A 19,133-nucleotide genomic window follows, 5' to 3' on the forward strand; every position below is an offset into this window, starting at 1 on the left:
GGCTACGTCGGCATCGGGACGACGAGTCCTTCGAGAAAACTCTTTGTATACGGTGATGCAGGAGGAACAAGTGCGTGGTATAACGACTCGGACCGAGGGCTTAAAAAAGATATTCGAGAAATAGATAACGGCCTTGATCAAGTCCTAAAGTTGAGAGGCGTTTACTTTACCTGGAATGATACTGAAACGCGTGGGGAAGGAAGGCAAGTTGGGATGATTGCTCAGGAGGTGAAGGAGATTGTACCCGAGGTGGTGCAGAAGAAGGGCGACTACTATTCGATAGCTACGGCAAATTTGGTTCCCCTGCTCGTGGAAGCCATCAAAGAACAGCAGAAAGAGATTGACACGCTCAAGGTAAAGCAGGCATCCATGGAGCAGCAGCAGGCCCTGATTTCGGCGCTGTATGAAAAGGTGAATATGCTGGAAAACCAGATGAAGCTGCAGGGGACCGTGGCGCAGGTGGATTATTGAAAAAAATGATTTTGCCACTAAGTCTCTAAGATGCGAGTTTTTCCGTTTGACAGTTGCATTCCATTTCGTATAACATACGAATATATTTTTTTTCTGAGGTGATCTTATGAAGAAAGAAGAACTTTTGTCCAGAATCACGATCGATCCAGATGTGTTGGTAGGCAAACCTACCATCAGGGGGCTTCGAATCAGCGTAGAACAGATCATCAAGGCTCTTGCTCACAGTATCCCGGTTAAAGAGCTCTTAGAAGAATATCCGGAACTCGAACCTGCGGATATTCAGGCAGCTCTTCTCTATGCAGCAGAAATCATTTCTGAAGAGCGCGTTTTCGAACTCAAATAAATATGAAAAAAAGCTTGAAGTTTCTCGTAGATGTTGGAGTCGGGAAGAATATAGAGTCTTGGCTCCGGTCTCAGGAATTTGATGTTCTCGCTGTCAGAGACATCGATCCAAGGATGCGTGATTCAGAAATACTGAAGTTGTCCACTAATGAAAAAAGGGTTGTGATTACGATGGATAAGGATTTTGGTGAACTTGTTTATCACCATAAACAGAGACACATTGGCGTACTCCTTCTCAGAATGGAGGATGCCGGAAGAGATGAAAAGCTTTCTGTTGTACAAAAAGTACTCATCGAGTTTGGCGACTTGCTCGCAGATAGTTTCTGCACTTATCAAAACGGCAAGTTCAGGATAAGGAAATAGAATTTTTTATGTTTTTTTTGTGACTTTGTGGCAAGATGATTACTGTTTGTAACAAGCTATAATTCCGATCGGCTCCCCCACCCGGACGTGTTGTCCCTCTTGAACGGTAAGTTCCACCCGGTCCTTTTCAAAGAGGAGGATGACCGTGGAACCCAGTTCGAAGCGCCCCATCTCCTCTCCTCTCCGGAGGGTAATCGCCGGACGGTACCTCCTCAAGAAAGGGCCTTTGTGAAAGACTTGATTTCTGATCTCGTCGAATGTGATCCGGATCTTTCCCACATTGACGGCCCCGACCATGACCATGGCCATCTGCCCCAGACCGGTTTTCATGTGGACTACCAGGCGTTCGTTGATCACGAAAAGGTTTTTGATCCTGTCGAGGGAGTACCGATTCACCGGAAAGAGCCGGCCGGGGATGTACTGCAATGCCTCGGCCTCTGCATCTGCCGGCACGTGGATCCGGTGGTAATCCGAGGGAGAAAGGTAGAGGGTAACGGATGATCCTCCCAGAAAATCGGCGGCGCGTTCAGGGCCGCCGAGCAGGTCCCGGAGGGTGTATGTCCATGCCTTGGCTTGAAGCAGTGTGCCGTTGCTGACGGGGCCTGAACGGATCACCGTGCCGTCGACTGGAGAGAGAATATGTTTGGGATCCGGGTCTATGGGCCTAACTGATGGTTTCAGTTTCCTGACGAAGAATGCGTTCAGGGTATGGTATTGCGAGGGAGGGAGCTCAGCCTCTGAGAGATTGACATGGTATAGGGCCGCATAGGCGCGGACCAGAATAAGATTCAGCGGGAACGGGAGCGGGATCCTCCCGAACCATCCCGTGATACGGGAGATCAGATGCTTGGGCAAGAGATACAAAAGGCGCAGGAAGAGATGGTCGAGCTTTTTCGCGTAATACCCCATGACGGAATCAGGTCAGCTCTTTTTTGACTTCTCGGGTTTTTTCTTGTCCTTGCCGGCTTCGGGGGATTCGGCCTTTGGTTTCCGGCTCTTTCCCTTCTCCATCACCTTTTTCAGAAGGCTTTTTTTCTTCTCGGGTTTTTCAGGTTCTGTTTTTTTCGGCGCTTTCAGCTCTCTGTCCAGATACTCGATCACGGCCATCACCGCCCCGTCCCCGGGTCTGGTCCGAGTCCGGAGGATCCGCGTATATCCGCCGTTTCTCTCCTTGAAACGAGGCGCCAGGGAATCGAAAAGTTTTTTGACCAGGTCCAGGTCCCGAAGGAGATCAAAGGCCCGCCTCCTGGCGGCAAGCGTTCCTTTCTTTCCGACGGTGATCAGTTTTTCGGCAAAAGGACGAAGCTCCTTGGCCTTAGGGAGGGTGGTTTCAATGGCTTCGTAACGGATCAACGACCCTGCAAGGTTCTTCATCAAGGCGGCCCTGTGGCTCGACGTCCGGCTCAGGGCTCTTCCTGCTATGTTGTGTCGCATGGCACTATCCTTTCGGCATCAAAGCGGCGCTGACTTGAGTCCTATTTTTCTTTTTCTTTGTCTTTTTCTTTTTCTTTGTCAGGCTTGGGCTTTAGAAAACTCGGATCGATTTTCATCCCGAGTGAAAGCCCCATCTCGGTCAAAAGCTCTTTGATCTCGTTGAGCGATTTCCTGCCGAAATTCTTGGTCCGGAGCATCTCGGAATCTGTCTTCTGCACCAGCTCTCCGATGGTCTTAATCTCGGCCTTCTTCAGACAGTTGTAGGAACGGACCGAGAGTTCCAGTTCCTCTACGCTCTTGAGCAGGCAGCTTCTGAAATTTTCATCTTTCTGGTCCACGACGGGCGTTTCTTCCTCGACCTCCTCCTCGAAGTTGATGAAAATCGACATGTAGTCCTTCAGGATCTTGGCGGCATAGGCAATGGCGTCGTCCGGCTTGATGGTCCCGTTGGTCCAGACATCGAGGATCAGCTTATCGTAATCCGTGGCATGACCCACACGGGCATTCTCGACGCTGAAGTTGACCTTCTGGATCGGGCTGTAGACCGCATCCACGGGGATCACCCCGATGCTCTTGCGCCTTTCCAAATCCTCAGAGGCCGGGACATACCCGCGGCCCAGGCGGATCTCCATCTCCATATCCAGCTCAGCATCCTTCTCGAGTGTAGCGATATGATGCTCCGGATTGATGATCTCAATCTCCGCATCGGTAGCGATATCTCCGGCCTTGACCTCCTTCTTCCCTTTGACCTTGAGACGGATCAGCTTGGGCTTGTCGGTATGCATCCTGAAATAGACCCCCTTGAGGTTCAGGATGATTTCCGAGACATCTTCCAGCACACCGGGAATGGTGGAATACTCGTGCATCACCTTTTCGATTTTGACGGATGTGATGGCCGCTCCCTCGATGGAAGCAAGGAGGATCCTCCTGAGGGAGTTCCCGATCGTGGTGCCGAATCCCCGTTCAAAGGGCTGGGCGTAGAACCTCCCGTATGTATCCGTCAAGATCTCGGATTCATAATTTAAATGCTTGGGTTTCTGAAAACCTTTCAATAACATTGCCATAGAAAAGCCCCCTTCATGGGTGAGAATGCCTTTTGGAACAAGAATCATCTTACTTGGAATAGAGTTCCACAATAAGCTGCTCCCGGACAGGAAGAGCGATCTCTTCCCTGGCAGGAAGGTACTTGACCGACGCCTTCATCTCGGATTTGTTTACCTCCAGCCATGCAGGGACCCCCCGCCGATCCACGGCTGAAAAACTCGCCTGAATCGTTTGGATTTTCATGCTCTTTGGCCGGACCGAGATCTCCTCTCCGGGCCGTACCATGAAAGAGGGAATATTGACCTTCTTCCCGTTGACCTGAAAATGTCCATGCCGGATGAGGTGTCTCGACTCGGTCCTTGAATCCGCGAAACAAAGCCTGTATATGACATTATCCAGTCTGGCCTCGAGAAGGCGCAGCAGGTTGTCTCCGGTGATCCCCTTCTTCCGGTCCGCTTCTTTGAAATAGGAACGAAATTGATTCTCCATGACCCCGTAAATACGGCGGACCTTCTGTTTTTCCCTCAACTGCATCCCGTATTCTGAGAGCTTTTTGGGGCGCTGCCCATGCTGTCCCGGGGCGTAGGTTCGGCGTTCCACGCTGCATTTCTCCTTGAAACAGCGTTCGCCTTTTAAAAAAAGCTTTTCCCCTTCCCTGCGGCAGAGCCGGCAGACCGGACCAATATATCTTGCCAATGAACACCTCCTGAAATAGCGGCTTCGTAAAAAGTCATATTGTCCCCTCCCCTGGCGGGAGGGGACAAAGGGGAGGGGGATGATAATGGATTGCAATATAAATACTTGTCACCCTCACCCTAACCCTCTCCCATCAAGGGAGAGGGAGTTTTTGGACTTTTTACGAATCCATTAAGTATCGTATGCTCTCAAAATAAATTTAACCTTGCTCTTGTTCTCTTCTGTCTTCTATTTCCTATTTTCCATTTCCTGTTTTCAGACTCTCCGCCGTTTCGGAGGTCTGCACCCATTGTGAGGAATCGGGGTGACGTCCTTGATCAGCGTGATGTCAAGGCCCGATGCCTGAAGGGACCGGATGGCGGATTCCCGGCCTATGCCGGGGCCCTTGACCAGGACCTCCACCTTGCGGACACCATGCTCCATGGCTTTTTTGGCCGCATTCTCAGCGGCGACCTGAGCGGCAAAGGGTGTGCTTTTGCGGCTCCCTTTGAAACCCTGCCCGCCGGCTGTGGACCAGGCAATCACGTCTCCGCCCACATCCGTAATGGTGACGATGGTATTGTTGAATGTCGCCTTGATGTGGGCCACCGCGTTCTGGACGTTCTTCTTCTCCTTCTTCTTGTGGACCGGGGTTTTCTTTTTCGTCTCTTCCATGATGCCTCCTGACACGGCTTGCCGGCCGTATCCTACCACGATGCCTTTGACCGGCTATACCCAAAATCGGCCATGGGCCGGCGCAGTCTCGTCCCTACTTGGTCTTCAATACCTTTTTAGTCTTGACGGCAACACCGCGTCTCGGTCCTTTGCGCGTCCTTGCATTCGTATGCGTCCTCTGGCCCCTGACCGGAAGTCCCCGTCTGTGCCTGATGCCCCGGTAAACCCCGAGATCCATCAGCCGTTTGATGCTCATGGAGACCTCTTTTCTAAGATCCCCTTCGATACGATAGTCCGATACGATCACATCCCGGATCTTACCGATCTGCTCGCTGGTCAGGTCTTTGATCCGGGTGTTCTCATCTACATCTGACTTTTTCAGGATCTCCTTGGAGCGGGATCGGCCGATACCATAAATATACGTCAGACCGATTTCCACGCGTTTGTTATTCGGTACGTCCACCCCTGCTATTCTTGCCAAAGTCTATCTCCTTTATGCATGCCTGCCTGCGCCCCCGCCGGCAGTCCTTCCGGCAGGGGAAGGTTATCCCTGCCTCTGTTTGTGCTTGGGATTGACACAAATCACACGGACCACATTCTTCCTTCTGATGATCTTGCATTTCTCACACAATTTTTTTACCGAAGCCCTGACCTTCATGTTTTTACTTCCTTTCCCGTATTCCGGACCTTAGTGGCACTATTCGTAAATACGGTGGCATTCGAGTACCGTATGGCGGCCGGGTCAAAGTTGCGCTCCTTGCGGTGTACCGGAGGGGTACGCCTCAGCCGCACGCCTTGATGAGACCACCCTACGACCCTCTCGGTACGTCACCATATTTACGAACAGGGCCACTTAGACTCTATTGACGAGAGCCGCCCCAACCGTTAGAGAAGTTGGTTCTCCAACGGGTCTTACTTGTGCCGGTAGGTAATCCTCCCTCTCGTCAGGTCATAAGGGGACAGCTCGATCTTAACCTTGTCACCGGGAAGGATCTTGATGTAATGAAGGCGCATCTTCCCGGAGATGTGGGCCAGGACCTTGTGCCCGTTTTCCAGCTCGACTCTAAACATGGCGTTCGGAAGCGGCTCCAGGACCGTCCCTTCAACTTCTATCGCATTTTCCTTGGCCATATTTCCTTTATATTCCGTCAGGCCGCCTGGCTCAGAATCCTCGGCCCCTGATTCAAGACGGCAATGGAATGTTCAAAATGAGCCGAAAGGCTCCGGTCCGATGTCACCGTGGTCCAGTTGTCCTCCAAAATCGTCACATCCCAATGTCCCATATTCACCATCGGCTCGATGGCCAGGACCATCCCCTCTTTCAATCTCGGTCCCCTGTTGGGGAACCCGAAATTCGGGATCTGGGGTTCTTCGTGCAGGCTGCGCCCGATCCCATGGCCCACAAAGGCCCTGACCACGGAATAGGAATGACTCTCAACATATTCCTGAATGACGCTGGATATATCAAAGAGCCGATTCTTGACCGTGGCCTTTTGAATCCCCCGGCACAGGGCCTCCTCGGTCACCCGCATCAAACGGGCCGCATCCTCGGAAACGGCGCCGACCGGGTAGGTCCGCGCTGAATCACCGTAGTATCCGTCTAAAACCACCCCGACGTCTATACTGATCAGATCCCCTTCCTTGAGAACCTGTTTTTTTGAAGGGATCCCATGGACCACAACCTCATTGACCGAAGTGCACAGAGTCGCCGGATACCCTTTGTATCCTTTGAATGCCGGCTTAGCCCCGTTCTTCCCGATGAATTCTTCCGCAATACGGTCCATCTCCAAGGTGGTCATCCCGGGCCGGGCCCATTCCCTCAACATCTCCAATAGATGGGCCACGATCTGGTTGGCCTCGTACAGCTTCTCCACCTCATCGGGATGCTTGAGAATGATCATCCCTGCTTCTCAATCACCGCGCGGATCCGGCCGAAGATATCCTCAATCCCTCCGGTCCCATGGATCTCCACCAGAACGCCGTCCTTCCTGTAGTACTGAATCAGGGGTTCGGTCTGCTTGTTGTAGACGTTAAGACGGTTCTTGATGGTCTCTTCCTTGTCATCGTCCCGCTGGAACAAGGACCCGCCGCATTGGTCGCAGATTCCATCCTTGGCGGGTTTTTTGAAAAATACATGGAACCCGGCGCCGCATTCCTTGCACGTTCTCCGGCCGGTCAACCTTTTGATCAGCTCCGGATTGGGGACCACGATCGACAAGACATAGTCAATGGACTGTCCCATATTCTTCAGGGCCTTTTTGAGCTCATCGGCCTGGGGGACGGTCCTCGGAAATCCGTCGAGGACGTACCCCTTGGCGCAATCGCTGCTCTTAAGCCTCTCACGGATAATCCCCACCACGATGTGGTCAGGCGCCAGCGCCCCTTTGTCCATGTAGGACTTTGCCTCTTTGCCCAGGGAGGTCTTGTTCTTCACGGCCTCTCGGAGAATGTCGCCGGTTGATATCTGTGGTATGCCGTATTTTTCAACCAGCTTCTTGGCCTGCGTACCCTTCCCTGCCCCCGGAGGCCCTAAAAGTATCATTCGCATTTTCTGTGCCCTTCCTTTCTCTTGTTTCTTATTTTCGGCTCCCTCTCTTCATTCACGTTTGAAGTCAGCGCCCGCTCCGTCCATGAATCCTCCCCTTCTTCAAAAAGCCGTCATATTGGCGCTGCAGAAGATGGGATTCGATCTGTCTCAAGGTATCGAGCGCCACACCCACAACAATGAGAAGGGACGTCCCCCCGAAGTAGAAGGGGATGTTCAGCTCCTGGATCAAAAACATCGGAAGCACACAGACCGCCGAAAGATAAAGGGCCCCGACAAAGGTGATCCTGCTCAGGACTTTGTCAAGGTAGTCCGATGTATTCTTCCCAGGCCGGAGTCCCGGGATAAACCCCCCCTGCTTCTTCATGTTTTCGGCCACGTCCACGGGATTGAACATCACCGCCGTATAAAAAAAAGTAAAAAAAATGATAAATCCTACATAGAGGATCATATAAACCAGACTCCCCGGGCTCAGACTCCCGGCCACCGCCTGCATCCAGGGATGATGAATCACCTGGGCGATGGTCGCCGGGAAGAGGATGATCGAAGAGGCGAAGATCGGCGGGATCACGCCCGCGGTATTGATCTTCAACGGGATATGGGTATCCGTGCCGCCATAGGCCTTGCGGCCGACCACCCGCCGCGCATACTGGACCGGCACCTTTCTATGCCCCTGTTCCATAAAGATGATGGCCCCTGTCACCAAAACGATCAGCAGCAGGATGACCAGAACCACATAAGGCTGCATGATCCCTCCCCGGACCAAGGTCGCGGTTTGGGCCGCGGCAGAGGGCATGGCCGCCACAATCCCTGCAAAGATGATCAGGGAGATCCCGTTCCCGATCCCCTTCTCGGTGATCTGTTCACCGAGCCACATGATGAAGGCCGTTCCCGCCACCAGGGTGATCACGGTGAAGATCAGGTATCCGGGTCCGGGGTGGATCACGATGGGGGCGCCGCCCGGACTCGTGGTGCTCTGAAGGCCGACGGCAATGCCGGCGCCCTGTATGATGCTGAGAAGGATCGTTCCATACCGGGTGTACTGCGTGATCTTTTTCCGTCCCGCCGCCCCTTCCTTGGCCAACTGCTCAAGACTCGGCACCACCGATGTCAGGAGCTGCAGGATGATCGAGGCGCTGATGTACGGCATGATCCCCAAGGCAAAGACCGTCATACGGCTCAGCGCCCCGCCGGAGAACATGCTCACGAATCCGAGAATTCCCCCCTCCTGAGACTGGAAGAACTCGGAGAGGGCCTTTGAATCTATTCCCGGGATCGGGACATGACACCCTACCCTGTAAATCGCCAGAAACCCGAGTGTGAAAAGGATCCTTCTCTTTAATTCAGGAACCTTGAAAATGTTCTGCAGGCTCTCTAACAACCGGATCTCCGATATAATAAATTGTGGTTCTTCTCCCATTTAGTGGGTAAAAAGGGTTCGAGGGTTGAAGATCCATAGGGTTCCAGGGGTCGAGGGGTCAAGGGTTCAAGTGAGATACTGAAACGCAAGCAAAATTTTCAGAGATAAATACTGGAACCCTTGACCCCTAGGACCCTCGGCCCCTTATGTTTTTAGCACTTCACTTGACCCCTGGAATCCTTGACCCCTTGACCCCTGATGTCTTCACCCACTCTTTTGGAGATGAACCTTATTTTATGATCTCGGCCGTTCCGCCGGCTGCACGGATCTTCTCGGCCGCCTTTTTGCTGAATTTGTGCGCCTTCACCACCATGGGACGATGGAGCTCACCGGCGCCGAGAATCTTCAGCCCGGCACGCATTTGTTTGACCACCCCTTTATCGCGCAGGATCTCAGGATCCACTTGATCCGTTCCTTCGAGGAGATCCAGCCGGGAAAGGTTCAGGATGGTATATTCCTTGCGGAAGATGTTGGTGAACCCCCGCTTGGGGAGCCTCCTCTGCAATGGCATCTGCCCTCCCTCGAAGCCGGCCTTTTTACTGCCGCCTGAACGGGCGTTCTGTCCCTTGTGCCCTCGGGTCGATGTCCCGCCATGCCCGGAGGCGTTCCCTCTGCCGATCCTTTTGCGCTTCTTGGTGGACCCCTTCGGGGGCTTTAAATCATGTAATCTCATCTTCCATCCTTACTCAATCGTTGACGGCTTCATCCATCACATTTTCCACATCCACCAGGTGAGGTATCTTATTGACCATTCCCCATATTTCCGGAGTATCCTTGCGAATCACCCACTGCTGTGTCCTTTTCAGACCCAGGCCGCGGATGATTTCCTTGTGTTTTTTGGGCTTCCCGATCGGGCTTCTTTTCAGTGTGATCTTTAACTGTCCCATGAGTCCATCAACCTTTCGTATCCACGGCCCGGTCCACGCTAAGCGGTCAATTCGTCCACAGTCTTGCCTCTGAGCTTTGCAATTTGTTCCACATCTCTCAATTTGAGCAGTCCATCCATGACCGCGCGTACAGCATTGTAAGGATTGCTGGACCCGACGCATTTGGTCAGGATATCCTGGACACCGACCACTTCCAAAACGGCCCGCACACCCCCGCCGGCGATCAGGCCCGTCCCTTCGGAAGCCGGTTTCATGACCACTTCTCCGGCCCCATAATGCCCGATCACCTGATGAGGAATCGTCTTCGAGCGAAGGGAGACCGTCACCATCTTTTTCTTGGCCTCCTCGATCCCTTTCCGGATGGCTTCCGGGACCTCATTGGCCTTGCCTTTGCCGTATCCCACGCTTCCTTTACCGTCACCGACAACCACAAGGGCGCTGAAACTGAAGCGTCTTCCGCCTTTTACGACTTTGGCCACACGGTTGATATGAACGATTTTATCGATCAGTTCGCCGGATTGGTCATTCTTTTTCTCCAAAGAGTCCCTCCCTTTATTCATCATCCTCATTCCTTAGAATTTGAGCCCGGATTCCTTGGCGGCTTCGGCGAGAACCTTGACACGCCCAAGAAATTTATAACCGCCGCGGTCAAAGACCACTTTCTTGATCCCTTTCTCCTGGGCCCGCCTTGCAATCTCCTGACCGACCCACTTCGCAGCTTCCTTTTTCCCGCCATCTACCTTCTGGTCCCGGAACACCGGATCCAAGGTAGATGCGCTTGCGATGGTATGGGAATGGATATCATCGATGACCTGCGCATAGATATGCCGTGCGCTCCTGAAAACGGACAGTCTCGGACTTCCCTGAGCGCCGGACACCTTTTTCCGAACCCTCTGATGCCTTGCGATTCGGGCCACCCTCTTGGTATTTTTCTCCACGGTTCTTCTTCCCCTTTATGATCAGGCCTACTTGGTGGTCTTTCCGGCCTTTCTGATGATTCTTTCCTTCTGATACTTGATCCCTTTGCCCTTATAGGGTTCCGGCCGGCGAAGGGCGCGGATGTTTGCCGCGGTCTGCCCCACGTCCTCCTTGTTGATCCCGGAAATGGTGATGATACTCTTCTCCACCAAGGCTTCCACCCCTTCCAGAAGCGGGAATAGAATGGAATGGGAATATCCGAGATTGAACTCCACGGACCGTCCCTTAACCTGCGCCTTGTATCCCACGCCATTGATCTCCAGAATCTTGGAAAAACCGCTTGTCACACCATGGACCATGTTGGCGATCAGATTCCGAATCAACCCATGAAAGGCGCGATGTTCTCTGGAATCCGATGCGCGGTGGACCAGGATCTTTCCTTCCTGGAGTTCAACCGAGATATCCGGCGGGATTTTCCTCAAAAGGGTCCCTTTCGGCCCCTTGATCTCCAAGGTCGAATCCTTGAGCGCCGCCTTCACGCCTTTGGGCAGAATCACCGGCAATTTTCCTACTCTCGACATCTCTTTTTCCTTTAACCGTTAAACCGGAGAACCGTCTTCACCCCCGGCCGTTACACCTTTTTAAGGCAGGGTTAACAGATCGGATCTCCTACCAGACGGCGCACAACACCTCTCCACCCACATGTTCTTTCCTGCACTGCCGGTCCGTGATCACCCCTTTGGGCGTTGAGAGGATCGCCACGCCCAAGCCGTTCCTGATGTTCGGGATCTCATCCACCTTCACATAGACCCGCATCCCAGGCTTGCTGATCCTGTCGATTCCGTGGATGACGCTCTCTTTCCCTTCCGGTTTCTTTAAGCTGATTCGTATCGTCCCCTGAGGACTATCCTTTAAAACCTTGAAGTTCTTGATGAAGCCTTCTTCCTTCAGGATCTTCGAGAGCGCAATCTTGATCTCCGAAGCCGGAACGTCCGTCTCTTGTTTTTGCGCCTTGACGGCATTCCGAATACGTGTGAGCATATCGGCTATGGGATCGGTCATGGACATGCATGGACTCCTGTAATCATATTCCTTAAAAATATTCCTACCAACTTGATTTCGTCACCCCGGGGATATCCCCTCTCAGGGCCAGCTGGCGAAAACAGATTCTGCAGAGCTCGAACCGGTTGATATACCCTCTCGGCCTGCCGCATATTCTGCATCGGTTGTATGCCCTGACCTTGAATTTCGGCTTCCTCTGCTGCTTGATGATTAAAGACGTCTTGGCCAATCGTATTCCTCCATTTTTCCGTTTGAACGGTTCAGAGAGCCGGGTGACCTCCGGTTAATTCCTGAAAGGCATGTGAAAGCCCGACAACAAGGCCTTGGCCTCCTCGTCGGTCTTCGCCGACGTGACAATGATAATGTCCATCCCATGGACCTTCTCGACGTTGTCGTATTTGATCTCCGGGAAAATGCTCTGCTCCAAAAGACCCAAGGAATAGTTCCCGCGTCCGTCGAAGGACTTCCCGGGAACACCCCGGAAATCCCGGATGCGCGGAAGCGCCGTATTGATCAAACGATCCAGAAATTCATACATCATGTTTTTGCGCAGGGTGACCTTGCATCCCACGGCCATGCCTTCCCGAAGCTTGAAATTCGCGATGGACTTCCTGGCCAGCGTGACCACCGGCTGCTGGCCGGTGATCTGACGAAGCTCAGCCACGGCCGATTCCAGGAGTTTTGGATTTTGAATCGCCTCTCCCATACCCACGTTCACCACGATCTTCATGAGACGGGGAACCTGCATCACACTGGAATATCCAAACTGCTTCATCAGCGATGGAACAATGTCTTTCTTGTAATTTTCCTTAAGCCTTGCCATGTTGATTCCCCGACGTTACGTCCGATCCAGCGGCTCTCCGCATTTGGCGCAGACCCGAATTTTTTTCTGATCTTCCAGTTTCTTATGCCTGCTCTTGACGGGCGCATCGCATTTTTCGCAGACCACCATCACATTGGCAGCGTGGATGCTCCCTTCCTTTTCTATGATCCCGCCCTGCTGGTTCTCCGCGCTGGGCCGGGTATGCCTCTTGATATAGTTGACTTTCTCAATCACGAGACGGTCCCTTTCAGGGAAAACCCTGAGGACCTTTCCTCTCTTTCCCTTGTTTTTCCCGGCCATCACCTGGACCGTATCATTTTTCTTTACCGCCGCCATATCTTTCTTCCATCCTGAAATGAACCCCCGACGCTTTCGGACGGGGAATCCTGCATCAACAAACCCGGCGCGCTACAGGACCTCCGGGGCCAGAGAAATGATCCTCATGAAATTTTTCCACCTGAGCTCGCGTGTCACCGGACCAAAGATACGCGTCCCGACCGGCTCCATCTGAGCATTGATGATCACAGCGGCATTGTCGTCAAATCGGATGCTGGATCCGTCCTTGCGTTTCAGGGCCCTCTTGGTCCTGACCACCACCGCCTTGACGACCGTGCCTTTTTTGACGTTCCCTCTCGGAATGGCTTCCTTTACGGACGCAACAATGATGTCTCCGACACGCGCATAACGGACCTTTGACCCGCCCATCACATGGATGCACATCAACTTCTTGGCGCCTGAATTGTCCGCCACGTTCAACGTGGTTTGAGGCTGGATCATGGTTTCCTCCAAACTCCCTGAGAGATCCTCATCCGATTACTTCACCCGTTCCATGATCTGCACGACCCGAAAACGTTTCTCTTTGCTGAGCGGCCTGCATTCCAGGATTCGAACCGTATCGCCGATCCGGCATTCGTTCTTCGCATCATGGGCCTTGTACCGTTTGCTCTTCCTCATGATCTTCTTGTAGAGAGGGTGCATCATGGACCGCTGTACGGAAACCACAACGGTCTTGTCCATCTTATTGCTGGTCACAACACCCCGCAGGCTTCTTTTCTTGCTTTGTTTTTCCATGTCAACGAAGGCCTTTCAATTTTTCTTTCCGAATTGTGTTGACCCGCGCAATGTCTTTCCGGGCCTCCCGAATGCGCGCCGGACTGCTCATCTGCCCGGTCTCCTTCTGAAACCGCAGGTTGAGAAGTTCTGACAGCAGTTCCTTTTCCTTGGCATCGATCTCCTCGATGCTTAAATCCCTGATCTCTGAAGCTTTCATCTAAGTGGTCCTTTTCGTAAATATGGTGACGCACCGAGAGGGTCGCAGGGGCGGTTCATCAAGGCACGTGACCGAGGCGTACCCTCTGTGGCACGCCGCAGGGAGCGTAACGAAGATAAGCCGGCCCTGCGGCACTCGAATGCCAACGTATTTACGAAACGGGCCACTATGCAACCACCCCATGTTTGGAAATAATCTTCGTCTTGATCGGGAGCTTGCTGGCCGCCCGGTTCAGGGCATCCATCGCGATCTGCTCGGTGACGCCCTCCATCTCATAGAGAATTCTGCCGGGCTTCACCACCGCCACGTGATATTCAGGAGCGCCTTTGCCTTTGCCCATGCGGGTCTCCGCCGGTTTTTTGGTGACCGGCTTGTCCGGGAAAATCCGGATCCAGATCTTGCCGCCCCTCTTGACATAGCGTGTCATGGCAATTCGGGCCGCCTCAATCTGCTTACTCGTGATCCAGCCCATCTCCAGGGCCTGGAGCCCGTATTCCCCAAAATCAATGCTGACCCCGCCTTTGGCCTTCCCTCGGGCCCTTCCCTTCATCTGTTTTCTATATTTCTCTTTCTTGGGCATCAACATGATGCATCTGCTCCATTACAATTGGAGATGATCTCAAATTGTAAAATAAAAACGGAATTACAACGGCACCCCTTCGGTCTTGAGCTTCTTCTCCGGCTCCAGGATCTCTCCCTTGAAGACCCAGACCTTGACCCCGATCAGGCCGTATGTGGTCTGCGCCTCTGCAAATCCGTAGTCAATATCGGCGCGAAGCGTATGAAGCGGAACCCTGCCTTCCCGGTACCATTCCCGTCTCGCGATCTCGGCGCCGGCAAGGCGCCCGGCGCAATGGATCTTGATCCCCTTGGCGCCGAAACGCAGGGCGCTTGCCACACTCTTCTTCATGGCCCTGCGGAAGGCCACGCGCCGCTCGAGCTGGAGCGCTACGTTCTCTGCAATCAACTGGGCGTCCATCTCCGCTTTTCGGATCTCCCGGATATTCAGATAGATGTTCTTCTTGATCTTATTCTGAATGTCGGCCTTGAGCTTGTCGATCTCGGATCCTTTTTTCCCGATGATGATCCCGGGCCGGGCCGTATAGACATTCACCCGCACCTGTTTGGCGGCCCGCTCGATCTCCACCCGGCCGATCCCGGCATGATAGAGTTTCTCCTTGATGAACTTGCGCAACTGCAGATCCTCATGAAGGAGTTCCGCATAGTCCTTCTTTGCAAACCACTTGGAGTTCCAGTCTTTGATATATCCCAGACGAAATCCTATAGGATGGACCTTCTGACCCAATGGATCACCCTCCTTTTCCCCTATTCAGAGACGACAATGGTTATATGACTCGTCCGTTTCCGGATCGGCGTTGCTCGTCCCATGGCCCTCGGCAAAAAACGCTTGATGGTCGGACCCGGATCTACAACGGCATACCGGATCCGCAGCCTGTCCACGTCCTTCATCTCTTTTTGTTCCGCATTGGCCACCGCCGACTGTAAGAGCTTCTCGACCACCGGGGCCGCACGATGGGGGATGCTTCTCAGCAGGCCGATCGCTTCCTCCACCCGATGCCCACGTATGGCATCCACCACCAGCCTGACTTTTCTCGGCGATATGCGAACGAACCTTGCTACGGCTTTGACTTCCATGATTGATTCCTGAAAATTTGTCTCTTTGCGGCCGATCCCCTGCGCGTTATTTCGTCACTCCTGTGGACTTCTCCGACCGATGGCCCCGGAAGGTCCTCGTCGCTGAAAACTCGCCCAGCTTGTGGCCGACCATATTTTCCGTAATGAAAACCGGAATGAACTTCATCCCGTTATGCACAGCGATGGTATGACCGATCATGTCCGGCGTGATCATTGAACGGCGCGACCAAGTCTTGATGATCTCCCGGCCGCCGCTTTCGTTCATCTTACGGATCTTGTTCTCCAGATGTAGGTCCACAAAAGGGCCCTTTTTCACCGATCGTGCCACATCAGCCTCCTTATCCTCTCTTCTTTATAATGAATCGGTCGGTGCGATGCTTCTTCTTGCGCGTCTTATATCCCTTGGTGGGAACCCCCCAAGGGGTCACCGGGTGCCGGCCGCCCGAGGTCTTCCCTTCGCCCCCTCCATGGGGATGGTCCACCGGATTCATGGCTACGCCCCTCACCTTGGGGCGCATGCCCAGCCACCTTGCGCGGCCGGCCTTGCCGATGGAAATGTTCTCGTGATCCTGATTGCCCAGCTGCCCGATCGTGGCCATGCAATCCTGCAGGATCTTGCGGACCTCGCCGGAAGGAAGGCGGACCAGAGCATATTTTCCTTCCTTGGCCATGATCTGGGCATAGGTCCCGGCGCTCCGGATGATCTGACCGCCCTTTCCCACACGGAGTTCAATGTTGTGGATCAGGGTCCCGAGCGGAATGTTCCGCAAAGGAAGCGCATTCCCGAGACGGATATCCGCATCCTTCCCGGAGATGACTTCGTCGTTCACGTGCAGTCCTTCAGGGGCCAGGATGTAACGCCTCTCCCCGTCCCGGTACTTAAGGAGCGCAATCCGGGCAGACCGGTTCGGATCATATTCAATGGTCGCGACCTTGGAAGGAACGCCGATCTTATCGCGCCTGAAATCAATCACACGGTACCTGCGTTTATGCCCCCCGCCCCTCCTCCTCATCGTGATCCGCCCGTAGACATTCCTCCCCGCGCTCTCAGTGAGAGGCCTCAGAAGGGGCTTATGAGGTTCTGAGCAGGTGATCTCTTCAAAATCAGAGACGGTCTGGAATCGTCTCCCCGGTGATGTCGGCTTGTAACGTATAATCCCCATCTTCTACTCCACTACTCCGCTTCGCAGAATCTTCTTCAGGCAGATCTATGCTCAACGTCTTAAAGGTGTCGTTGACTTATGACGCACTGTATAACAATCCGCCTCATGGTCAAGGCCGGCATACTACCCTTCCAGGTAGTCCACACGCTCTCCCGGCTTCAGGGTAACGATGGCCTTTTTCCAGTCCTTGCGCTTTCCGCGGCTGCTTTTGAACACCACGCGCTTTCCCTTTTGGTTCAGGATGTTGACCTTACTGACCTTGACCTTGAAGGCCCTTTCCACGGCTTTTTTGATCTCGATCCGGTTGGCAGCAGGAGAAACCTCAAAAAATATTTTATTCTCCTCTTCCTTGAGTTTCACATTTTTTTCCGTCACCAGGGGCCGGATCAGGGTCTGGTAATCATTCAGTTTCATGCCGACAATGCCTCCGAAATCTTTTCCACCGCGTCACGGGTCATCAGGACTTTTCCCATGTTCAAGAGATCATACACATTCACCCGCCCGGCCGTGAGCACGGCAATATCCGGGACATTCCTGCCGGACAAGATCACCGACTCCTGGGACTCTGCGGTCACAATCAGGGTCTTGCCTGAAAGGCCCAGATCCTTCAATATGCCGAGCAGGCTGCGCGTCTTCGGCGTTTCGATCTCCAGGCGTTCCACAATTTTCAGGTTACCCTCCATCACCTTGCTGGAGAGGGCGCTCTTCAGGGCCAGCTTGCGAACCTTCTTGGGAACCTTCAGGTCATACGTCCTGGGTTTCGGGCCGAACGTAATTCCTCCGCCGCGCCAAATCGGAGATCCACGGAAACCGGCCCTGGCCCTTCCGGTCCCCTTTTGACGATAGGGCTTGATGCTTGAATAGCTCACTTCGCCTCGGGTCTTGGTCGATGCCGTGCCCGCCCTCACTCCGGCCAGGTGCGAGCGGACCGCCAGAAACACGGCCCCTTTGTTCGGGCGGATACCGAAAATCTCATCCTTCAACTCCAGGGTCCCGACCTTTTTATTCTTCTGATCTACAACATCTACGAACGGCATGGTTCTCTCCGGTTTTCTATTCTTTGCCCTTGGCCGCTGCTTCCTTCCCCGGCTTCTTCCTGATCCGCAAAATCCCGTTCTCTCCTCCAGGCACCGCGCCCTGGATCAGGATGATATTCTGGTCCGGAAGAATCTCCACCACTTTTAGATTCTTCACGGTCACCCGTTCTACGCCCATATGCCCGGCCATGGGTTTCCCTTTAAAGATCTTGTTCGGGGTGGCATGGTGGCCGATTGAGCCGGGCGACCTGTGAAAACGAGAACCGTGCGACATAGGCCCGCCGCTGAAACCATGCCTTTTCACCACGCCGGCAAACCCCTTTCCCTTGCTGATGCCGGTTACGGCAACCTCCTCTCCTGCAGCGAAGAGATCCGCCTTGAACTCCATGCCGACCTCTATGCCGGAGAGATCCGGAAGCCTCACCTCGCGCAGATGCCGGTACAGGGGAAGCCCGTTCTTTTTGCAGTGACCGGTCTCCGGCTTATTCAACCGGTTCTTCCTGTTTTCTTCTTCAAAACCGAGCTGCACGGCATTATAGCCGTCCGTCTTCTCGCTCTTGATCTGGATGACCCGGCAGGGACCGGCCTGTACCACCGTTACAGGAATAAGCCGGCCTCCCTCTTTCTCAAAAACCTGGCTCATCCCGATCTTCTTCCCGATCAACTCGGTCATCATTGTTTTTACTTCTCCAGCTTCTTCAATATATGAGGGTTCAAGGGTTCAAGTAAAAGACCGGAACAAACGCTGGAAAGAAAGCGCTTGGACCCTTGACCCCTGGGCCCCTCGGCCCCTTGTATCTTGACCCCTGTGCCCATTACAACTTGATCTCCACATCCACGCCGGCGGCGAGATCCAGTTTCATCAGCGCATCCACGGTCTGCGGCGTTGGTTCCAGGATGTCAATCAGCCGCTTGTGCGTCCGGATCTCGAACTGTTCCCTGGATTTTTTATCCACATGGGGGGATCTTAAGACGGTAAACTTTTCTATCCGTGTGGGAAGGGGTATGGGTCCGGCTACTCTTGCGCCAGTCCGCTTTGCCGTCTCAACAATATCCAACACGGACTGATCCAGGAGCTTATAGTCATAGGCCTTCAGCCGAATGCGTATTTTCTGATCCACCTTCCCGACTCCTCTTATTTATTCGATGATCTCGCTGATGACGCCGGCGCCTACGGTCCGCCCGCCTTCTCGGATGGCAAACCGAAGCTCTTTCTCCATGGCGATCGGGGTGATCAGCTCCACCTGAACCGATATGTTGTCCCCAGGCATGACCATCTCAACCCCTTCCGGAAGCGTCACCACGCCGGTCACGTCCGTGGTCCGAAAATAAAACTGGGGCCGGTATC

At 53.5% G+C, this 19,133-nt stretch carries 35 protein-coding genes and 1 pseudogene; 3 read left to right on the plus strand and 33 right to left on the minus strand.

The features are described from left to right. Positions 1 to 213: 213 nt before the first annotated feature. The 3 genes from AUK29_09335 to AUK29_09345 all read left to right on the plus strand — a co-directional run bounded on the left by AUK29_09335 (position 214) and on the right by AUK29_09345 (position 1,176). Positions 214 to 471: a hypothetical protein gene (locus AUK29_09335; protein ID OIP61975.1), complete on the plus strand. Its 258-nt coding sequence runs from the start codon at positions 214 to 216 to the stop codon at positions 469 to 471. A 106-nt stretch (positions 472 to 577) separates the two neighbouring features. Continuing rightward, positions 578 to 814 (plus strand): hypothetical protein, encoded by a 237-nt coding sequence (locus AUK29_09340; GenBank protein OIP61976.1) that lies wholly within the window; start codon positions 578 to 580, stop codon positions 812 to 814. Positions 815 to 816: 2 nt separating this feature from the next. Then, entirely contained in the window at positions 817 to 1,176 is a 360-nt protein-coding gene (locus AUK29_09345; GenBank protein OIP61977.1) for a hypothetical protein, read from the plus strand. A 39-nt stretch (positions 1,177 to 1,215) separates the two neighbouring features. On the opposite strand, the gene AUK29_09350 is transcribed toward AUK29_09345, so the two are convergent. The 33 genes and pseudogenes from AUK29_09350 to AUK29_09510 form a co-directional block, all read right to left on the minus strand. Then, on the minus strand, positions 1,216 to 2,085 hold the full coding sequence (locus tag AUK29_09350) for a phosphatidylserine decarboxylase (GenBank protein OIP61978.1): 870 nt from the start codon (positions 2,083 to 2,085) through the stop codon (positions 1,216 to 1,218). Positions 2,086 to 2,097: 12 nt separating this feature from the next. Further along, positions 2,098 to 2,610 carry a 50S ribosomal protein L17 gene (locus tag AUK29_09355; GenBank protein ID OIP61979.1) on the minus strand — a complete coding sequence of 171 codons (513 nt, stop codon included), beginning with the start codon at positions 2,608 to 2,610 and terminating at the stop codon, positions 2,098 to 2,100. Between the two features lie 41 nt (positions 2,611 to 2,651). Further along, entirely contained in the window at positions 2,652 to 3,674 is a 1,023-nt protein-coding gene (locus AUK29_09360) for a DNA-directed RNA polymerase subunit alpha (protein ID OIP62006.1), read from the minus strand. A gap of 49 nt (positions 3,675 to 3,723) precedes the next feature. Beyond that, a complete protein-coding gene (locus AUK29_09365; GenBank protein ID OIP61980.1) occupies positions 3,724 to 4,350 on the minus strand; it encodes a 30S ribosomal protein S4 in 627 nt (208 codons plus the stop codon). A gap of 255 nt (positions 4,351 to 4,605) precedes the next feature. Beyond that, a complete protein-coding gene (locus AUK29_09370; protein OIP61981.1) occupies positions 4,606 to 5,004 on the minus strand; it encodes a 30S ribosomal protein S11 in 399 nt (132 codons plus the stop codon). 94 nt (positions 5,005 to 5,098) lie between these two features. After that, a complete protein-coding gene (locus tag AUK29_09375) occupies positions 5,099 to 5,485 on the minus strand; it encodes a 30S ribosomal protein S13 (protein ID OIP61982.1) in 387 nt (128 codons plus the stop codon). 63 nt (positions 5,486 to 5,548) lie between these two features. Beyond that, positions 5,549 to 5,662, minus strand: coding sequence for a 50S ribosomal protein L36 (locus AUK29_09380; protein ID OIP61983.1), 114 nt, complete (start codon positions 5,660 to 5,662; stop codon positions 5,549 to 5,551). 254 nt (positions 5,663 to 5,916) lie between these two features. Then, positions 5,917 to 6,135 (minus strand): translation initiation factor IF-1, encoded by a 219-nt coding sequence (locus AUK29_09385; GenBank protein ID OIP61984.1) that lies wholly within the window; start codon positions 6,133 to 6,135, stop codon positions 5,917 to 5,919. A gap of 17 nt (positions 6,136 to 6,152) precedes the next feature. Continuing rightward, positions 6,153 to 6,905, minus strand: coding sequence for a type I methionyl aminopeptidase (locus AUK29_09390; GenBank protein OIP61985.1), 753 nt, complete (start codon positions 6,903 to 6,905; stop codon positions 6,153 to 6,155). After that, positions 6,902 to 7,552, minus strand: a complete 651-nt coding sequence (locus AUK29_09395) for an adenylate kinase (GenBank protein ID OIP61986.1) — start codon at positions 7,550 to 7,552, stop codon at positions 6,902 to 6,904. Before AUK29_09395 ends, AUK29_09390 begins: the two co-directional genes overlap by 4 nt. Before the next feature lie 64 nt (positions 7,553 to 7,616). Beyond that, a complete protein-coding gene (locus tag AUK29_09400; GenBank protein ID OIP62007.1) occupies positions 7,617 to 8,930 on the minus strand; it encodes a preprotein translocase subunit SecY in 1,314 nt (437 codons plus the stop codon). Between the two features lie 268 nt (positions 8,931 to 9,198). Then, the gene (locus tag AUK29_09405) at positions 9,199 to 9,642 is read right to left on the minus strand and encodes a 50S ribosomal protein L15 (protein ID OIP61987.1); all 444 of its coding nucleotides are present in this window, start codon (positions 9,640 to 9,642) and stop codon (positions 9,199 to 9,201) included. A 13-nt stretch (positions 9,643 to 9,655) separates the two neighbouring features. Then, a complete protein-coding gene (locus AUK29_09410; protein OIP61988.1) occupies positions 9,656 to 9,856 on the minus strand; it encodes a 50S ribosomal protein L30 in 201 nt (66 codons plus the stop codon). A 38-nt stretch (positions 9,857 to 9,894) separates the two neighbouring features. Then, complete coding sequence (locus tag AUK29_09415; protein ID OIP61989.1) at positions 9,895 to 10,425, minus strand: 30S ribosomal protein S5; 531 nt, start codon at positions 10,423 to 10,425, stop codon at positions 9,895 to 9,897. A 3-nt stretch (positions 10,426 to 10,428) separates the two neighbouring features. After that, the gene (locus tag AUK29_09420; GenBank protein OIP61990.1) at positions 10,429 to 10,794 is read right to left on the minus strand and encodes a 50S ribosomal protein L18; all 366 of its coding nucleotides are present in this window, start codon (positions 10,792 to 10,794) and stop codon (positions 10,429 to 10,431) included. 27 nt (positions 10,795 to 10,821) lie between these two features. After that, positions 10,822 to 11,355, minus strand: a complete 534-nt coding sequence (locus tag AUK29_09425) for a 50S ribosomal protein L6 (GenBank protein ID OIP61991.1) — start codon at positions 11,353 to 11,355, stop codon at positions 10,822 to 10,824. Between the two features lie 88 nt (positions 11,356 to 11,443). Beyond that, complete coding sequence (locus AUK29_09430; GenBank protein ID OIP61992.1) at positions 11,444 to 11,842, minus strand: 30S ribosomal protein S8; 399 nt, start codon at positions 11,840 to 11,842, stop codon at positions 11,444 to 11,446. 37 nt (positions 11,843 to 11,879) lie between these two features. Beyond that, positions 11,880 to 12,065: a 30S ribosomal protein S14 gene (locus tag AUK29_09435; GenBank protein ID OIP61993.1), complete on the minus strand. Its 186-nt coding sequence runs from the start codon at positions 12,063 to 12,065 to the stop codon at positions 11,880 to 11,882. A gap of 54 nt (positions 12,066 to 12,119) precedes the next feature. Further along, entirely contained in the window at positions 12,120 to 12,659 is a 540-nt protein-coding gene (locus AUK29_09440; protein ID OIP61994.1) for a 50S ribosomal protein L5, read from the minus strand. A gap of 15 nt (positions 12,660 to 12,674) precedes the next feature. Further along, on the minus strand, positions 12,675 to 12,995 hold the full coding sequence (locus AUK29_09445; GenBank protein ID OIP61995.1) for a 50S ribosomal protein L24: 321 nt from the start codon (positions 12,993 to 12,995) through the stop codon (positions 12,675 to 12,677). Positions 12,996 to 13,067: 72 nt separating this feature from the next. Continuing rightward, on the minus strand, positions 13,068 to 13,436 hold the full coding sequence (locus AUK29_09450) for a 50S ribosomal protein L14 (GenBank protein OIP62008.1): 369 nt from the start codon (positions 13,434 to 13,436) through the stop codon (positions 13,068 to 13,070). A 36-nt stretch (positions 13,437 to 13,472) separates the two neighbouring features. Then, on the minus strand, positions 13,473 to 13,730 hold the full coding sequence (locus tag AUK29_09455) for a 30S ribosomal protein S17 (GenBank protein ID OIP61996.1): 258 nt from the start codon (positions 13,728 to 13,730) through the stop codon (positions 13,473 to 13,475). Between the two features lies 1 nt (position 13,731). Continuing rightward, positions 13,732 to 13,929 (minus strand): 50S ribosomal protein L29, encoded by a 198-nt coding sequence (locus AUK29_09460; GenBank protein ID OIP61997.1) that lies wholly within the window; start codon positions 13,927 to 13,929, stop codon positions 13,732 to 13,734. A 166-nt stretch (positions 13,930 to 14,095) separates the two neighbouring features. Further along, positions 14,096 to 14,515, minus strand: a complete 420-nt coding sequence (locus AUK29_09465) for a 50S ribosomal protein L16 (protein ID OIP61998.1) — start codon at positions 14,513 to 14,515, stop codon at positions 14,096 to 14,098. A gap of 57 nt (positions 14,516 to 14,572) precedes the next feature. Then, a complete protein-coding gene (locus tag AUK29_09470; GenBank protein OIP61999.1) occupies positions 14,573 to 15,235 on the minus strand; it encodes a 30S ribosomal protein S3 in 663 nt (220 codons plus the stop codon). A gap of 20 nt (positions 15,236 to 15,255) precedes the next feature. Then, on the minus strand, positions 15,256 to 15,585 hold the full coding sequence (locus AUK29_09475) for a 50S ribosomal protein L22 (protein ID OIP62000.1): 330 nt from the start codon (positions 15,583 to 15,585) through the stop codon (positions 15,256 to 15,258). A 46-nt stretch (positions 15,586 to 15,631) separates the two neighbouring features. After that, positions 15,632 to 15,913 carry a 30S ribosomal protein S19 gene (locus tag AUK29_09480; protein OIP62001.1) on the minus strand — a complete coding sequence of 94 codons (282 nt, stop codon included), beginning with the start codon at positions 15,911 to 15,913 and terminating at the stop codon, positions 15,632 to 15,634. A 10-nt stretch (positions 15,914 to 15,923) separates the two neighbouring features. Then, positions 15,924 to 16,748: a 50S ribosomal protein L2 gene (locus AUK29_09485; GenBank protein ID OIP62002.1), complete on the minus strand. Its 825-nt coding sequence runs from the start codon at positions 16,746 to 16,748 to the stop codon at positions 15,924 to 15,926. Positions 16,749 to 16,871: 123 nt separating this feature from the next. Further along, positions 16,872 to 17,156, minus strand: a complete 285-nt coding sequence (locus AUK29_09490; GenBank protein OIP62009.1) for a 50S ribosomal protein L23 — start codon at positions 17,154 to 17,156, stop codon at positions 16,872 to 16,874. A 2-nt stretch (positions 17,157 to 17,158) separates the two neighbouring features. After that, a complete protein-coding gene (locus tag AUK29_09495; protein OIP62003.1) occupies positions 17,159 to 17,785 on the minus strand; it encodes a 50S ribosomal protein L4 in 627 nt (208 codons plus the stop codon). 16 nt (positions 17,786 to 17,801) lie between these two features. Continuing rightward, on the minus strand, positions 17,802 to 18,461 hold the full coding sequence (locus AUK29_09500) for a 50S ribosomal protein L3 (GenBank protein OIP62004.1): 660 nt from the start codon (positions 18,459 to 18,461) through the stop codon (positions 17,802 to 17,804). Positions 18,462 to 18,600: 139 nt separating this feature from the next. Further along, positions 18,601 to 18,906, minus strand: a complete 306-nt coding sequence (locus tag AUK29_09505) for a 30S ribosomal protein S10 (protein OIP62005.1) — start codon at positions 18,904 to 18,906, stop codon at positions 18,601 to 18,603. Positions 18,907 to 18,924: 18 nt separating this feature from the next. Continuing rightward, positions 18,925 to 19,133, minus strand: a pseudogene (locus AUK29_09510) (hypothetical protein).

This window comes from Nitrospirae bacterium CG2_30_53_67 (genome assembly GCA_001873285.1).
Taxonomy (GTDB): domain Bacteria; phylum CG2-30-53-67; class CG2-30-53-67; order CG2-30-53-67; family CG2-30-53-67; genus CG2-30-53-67.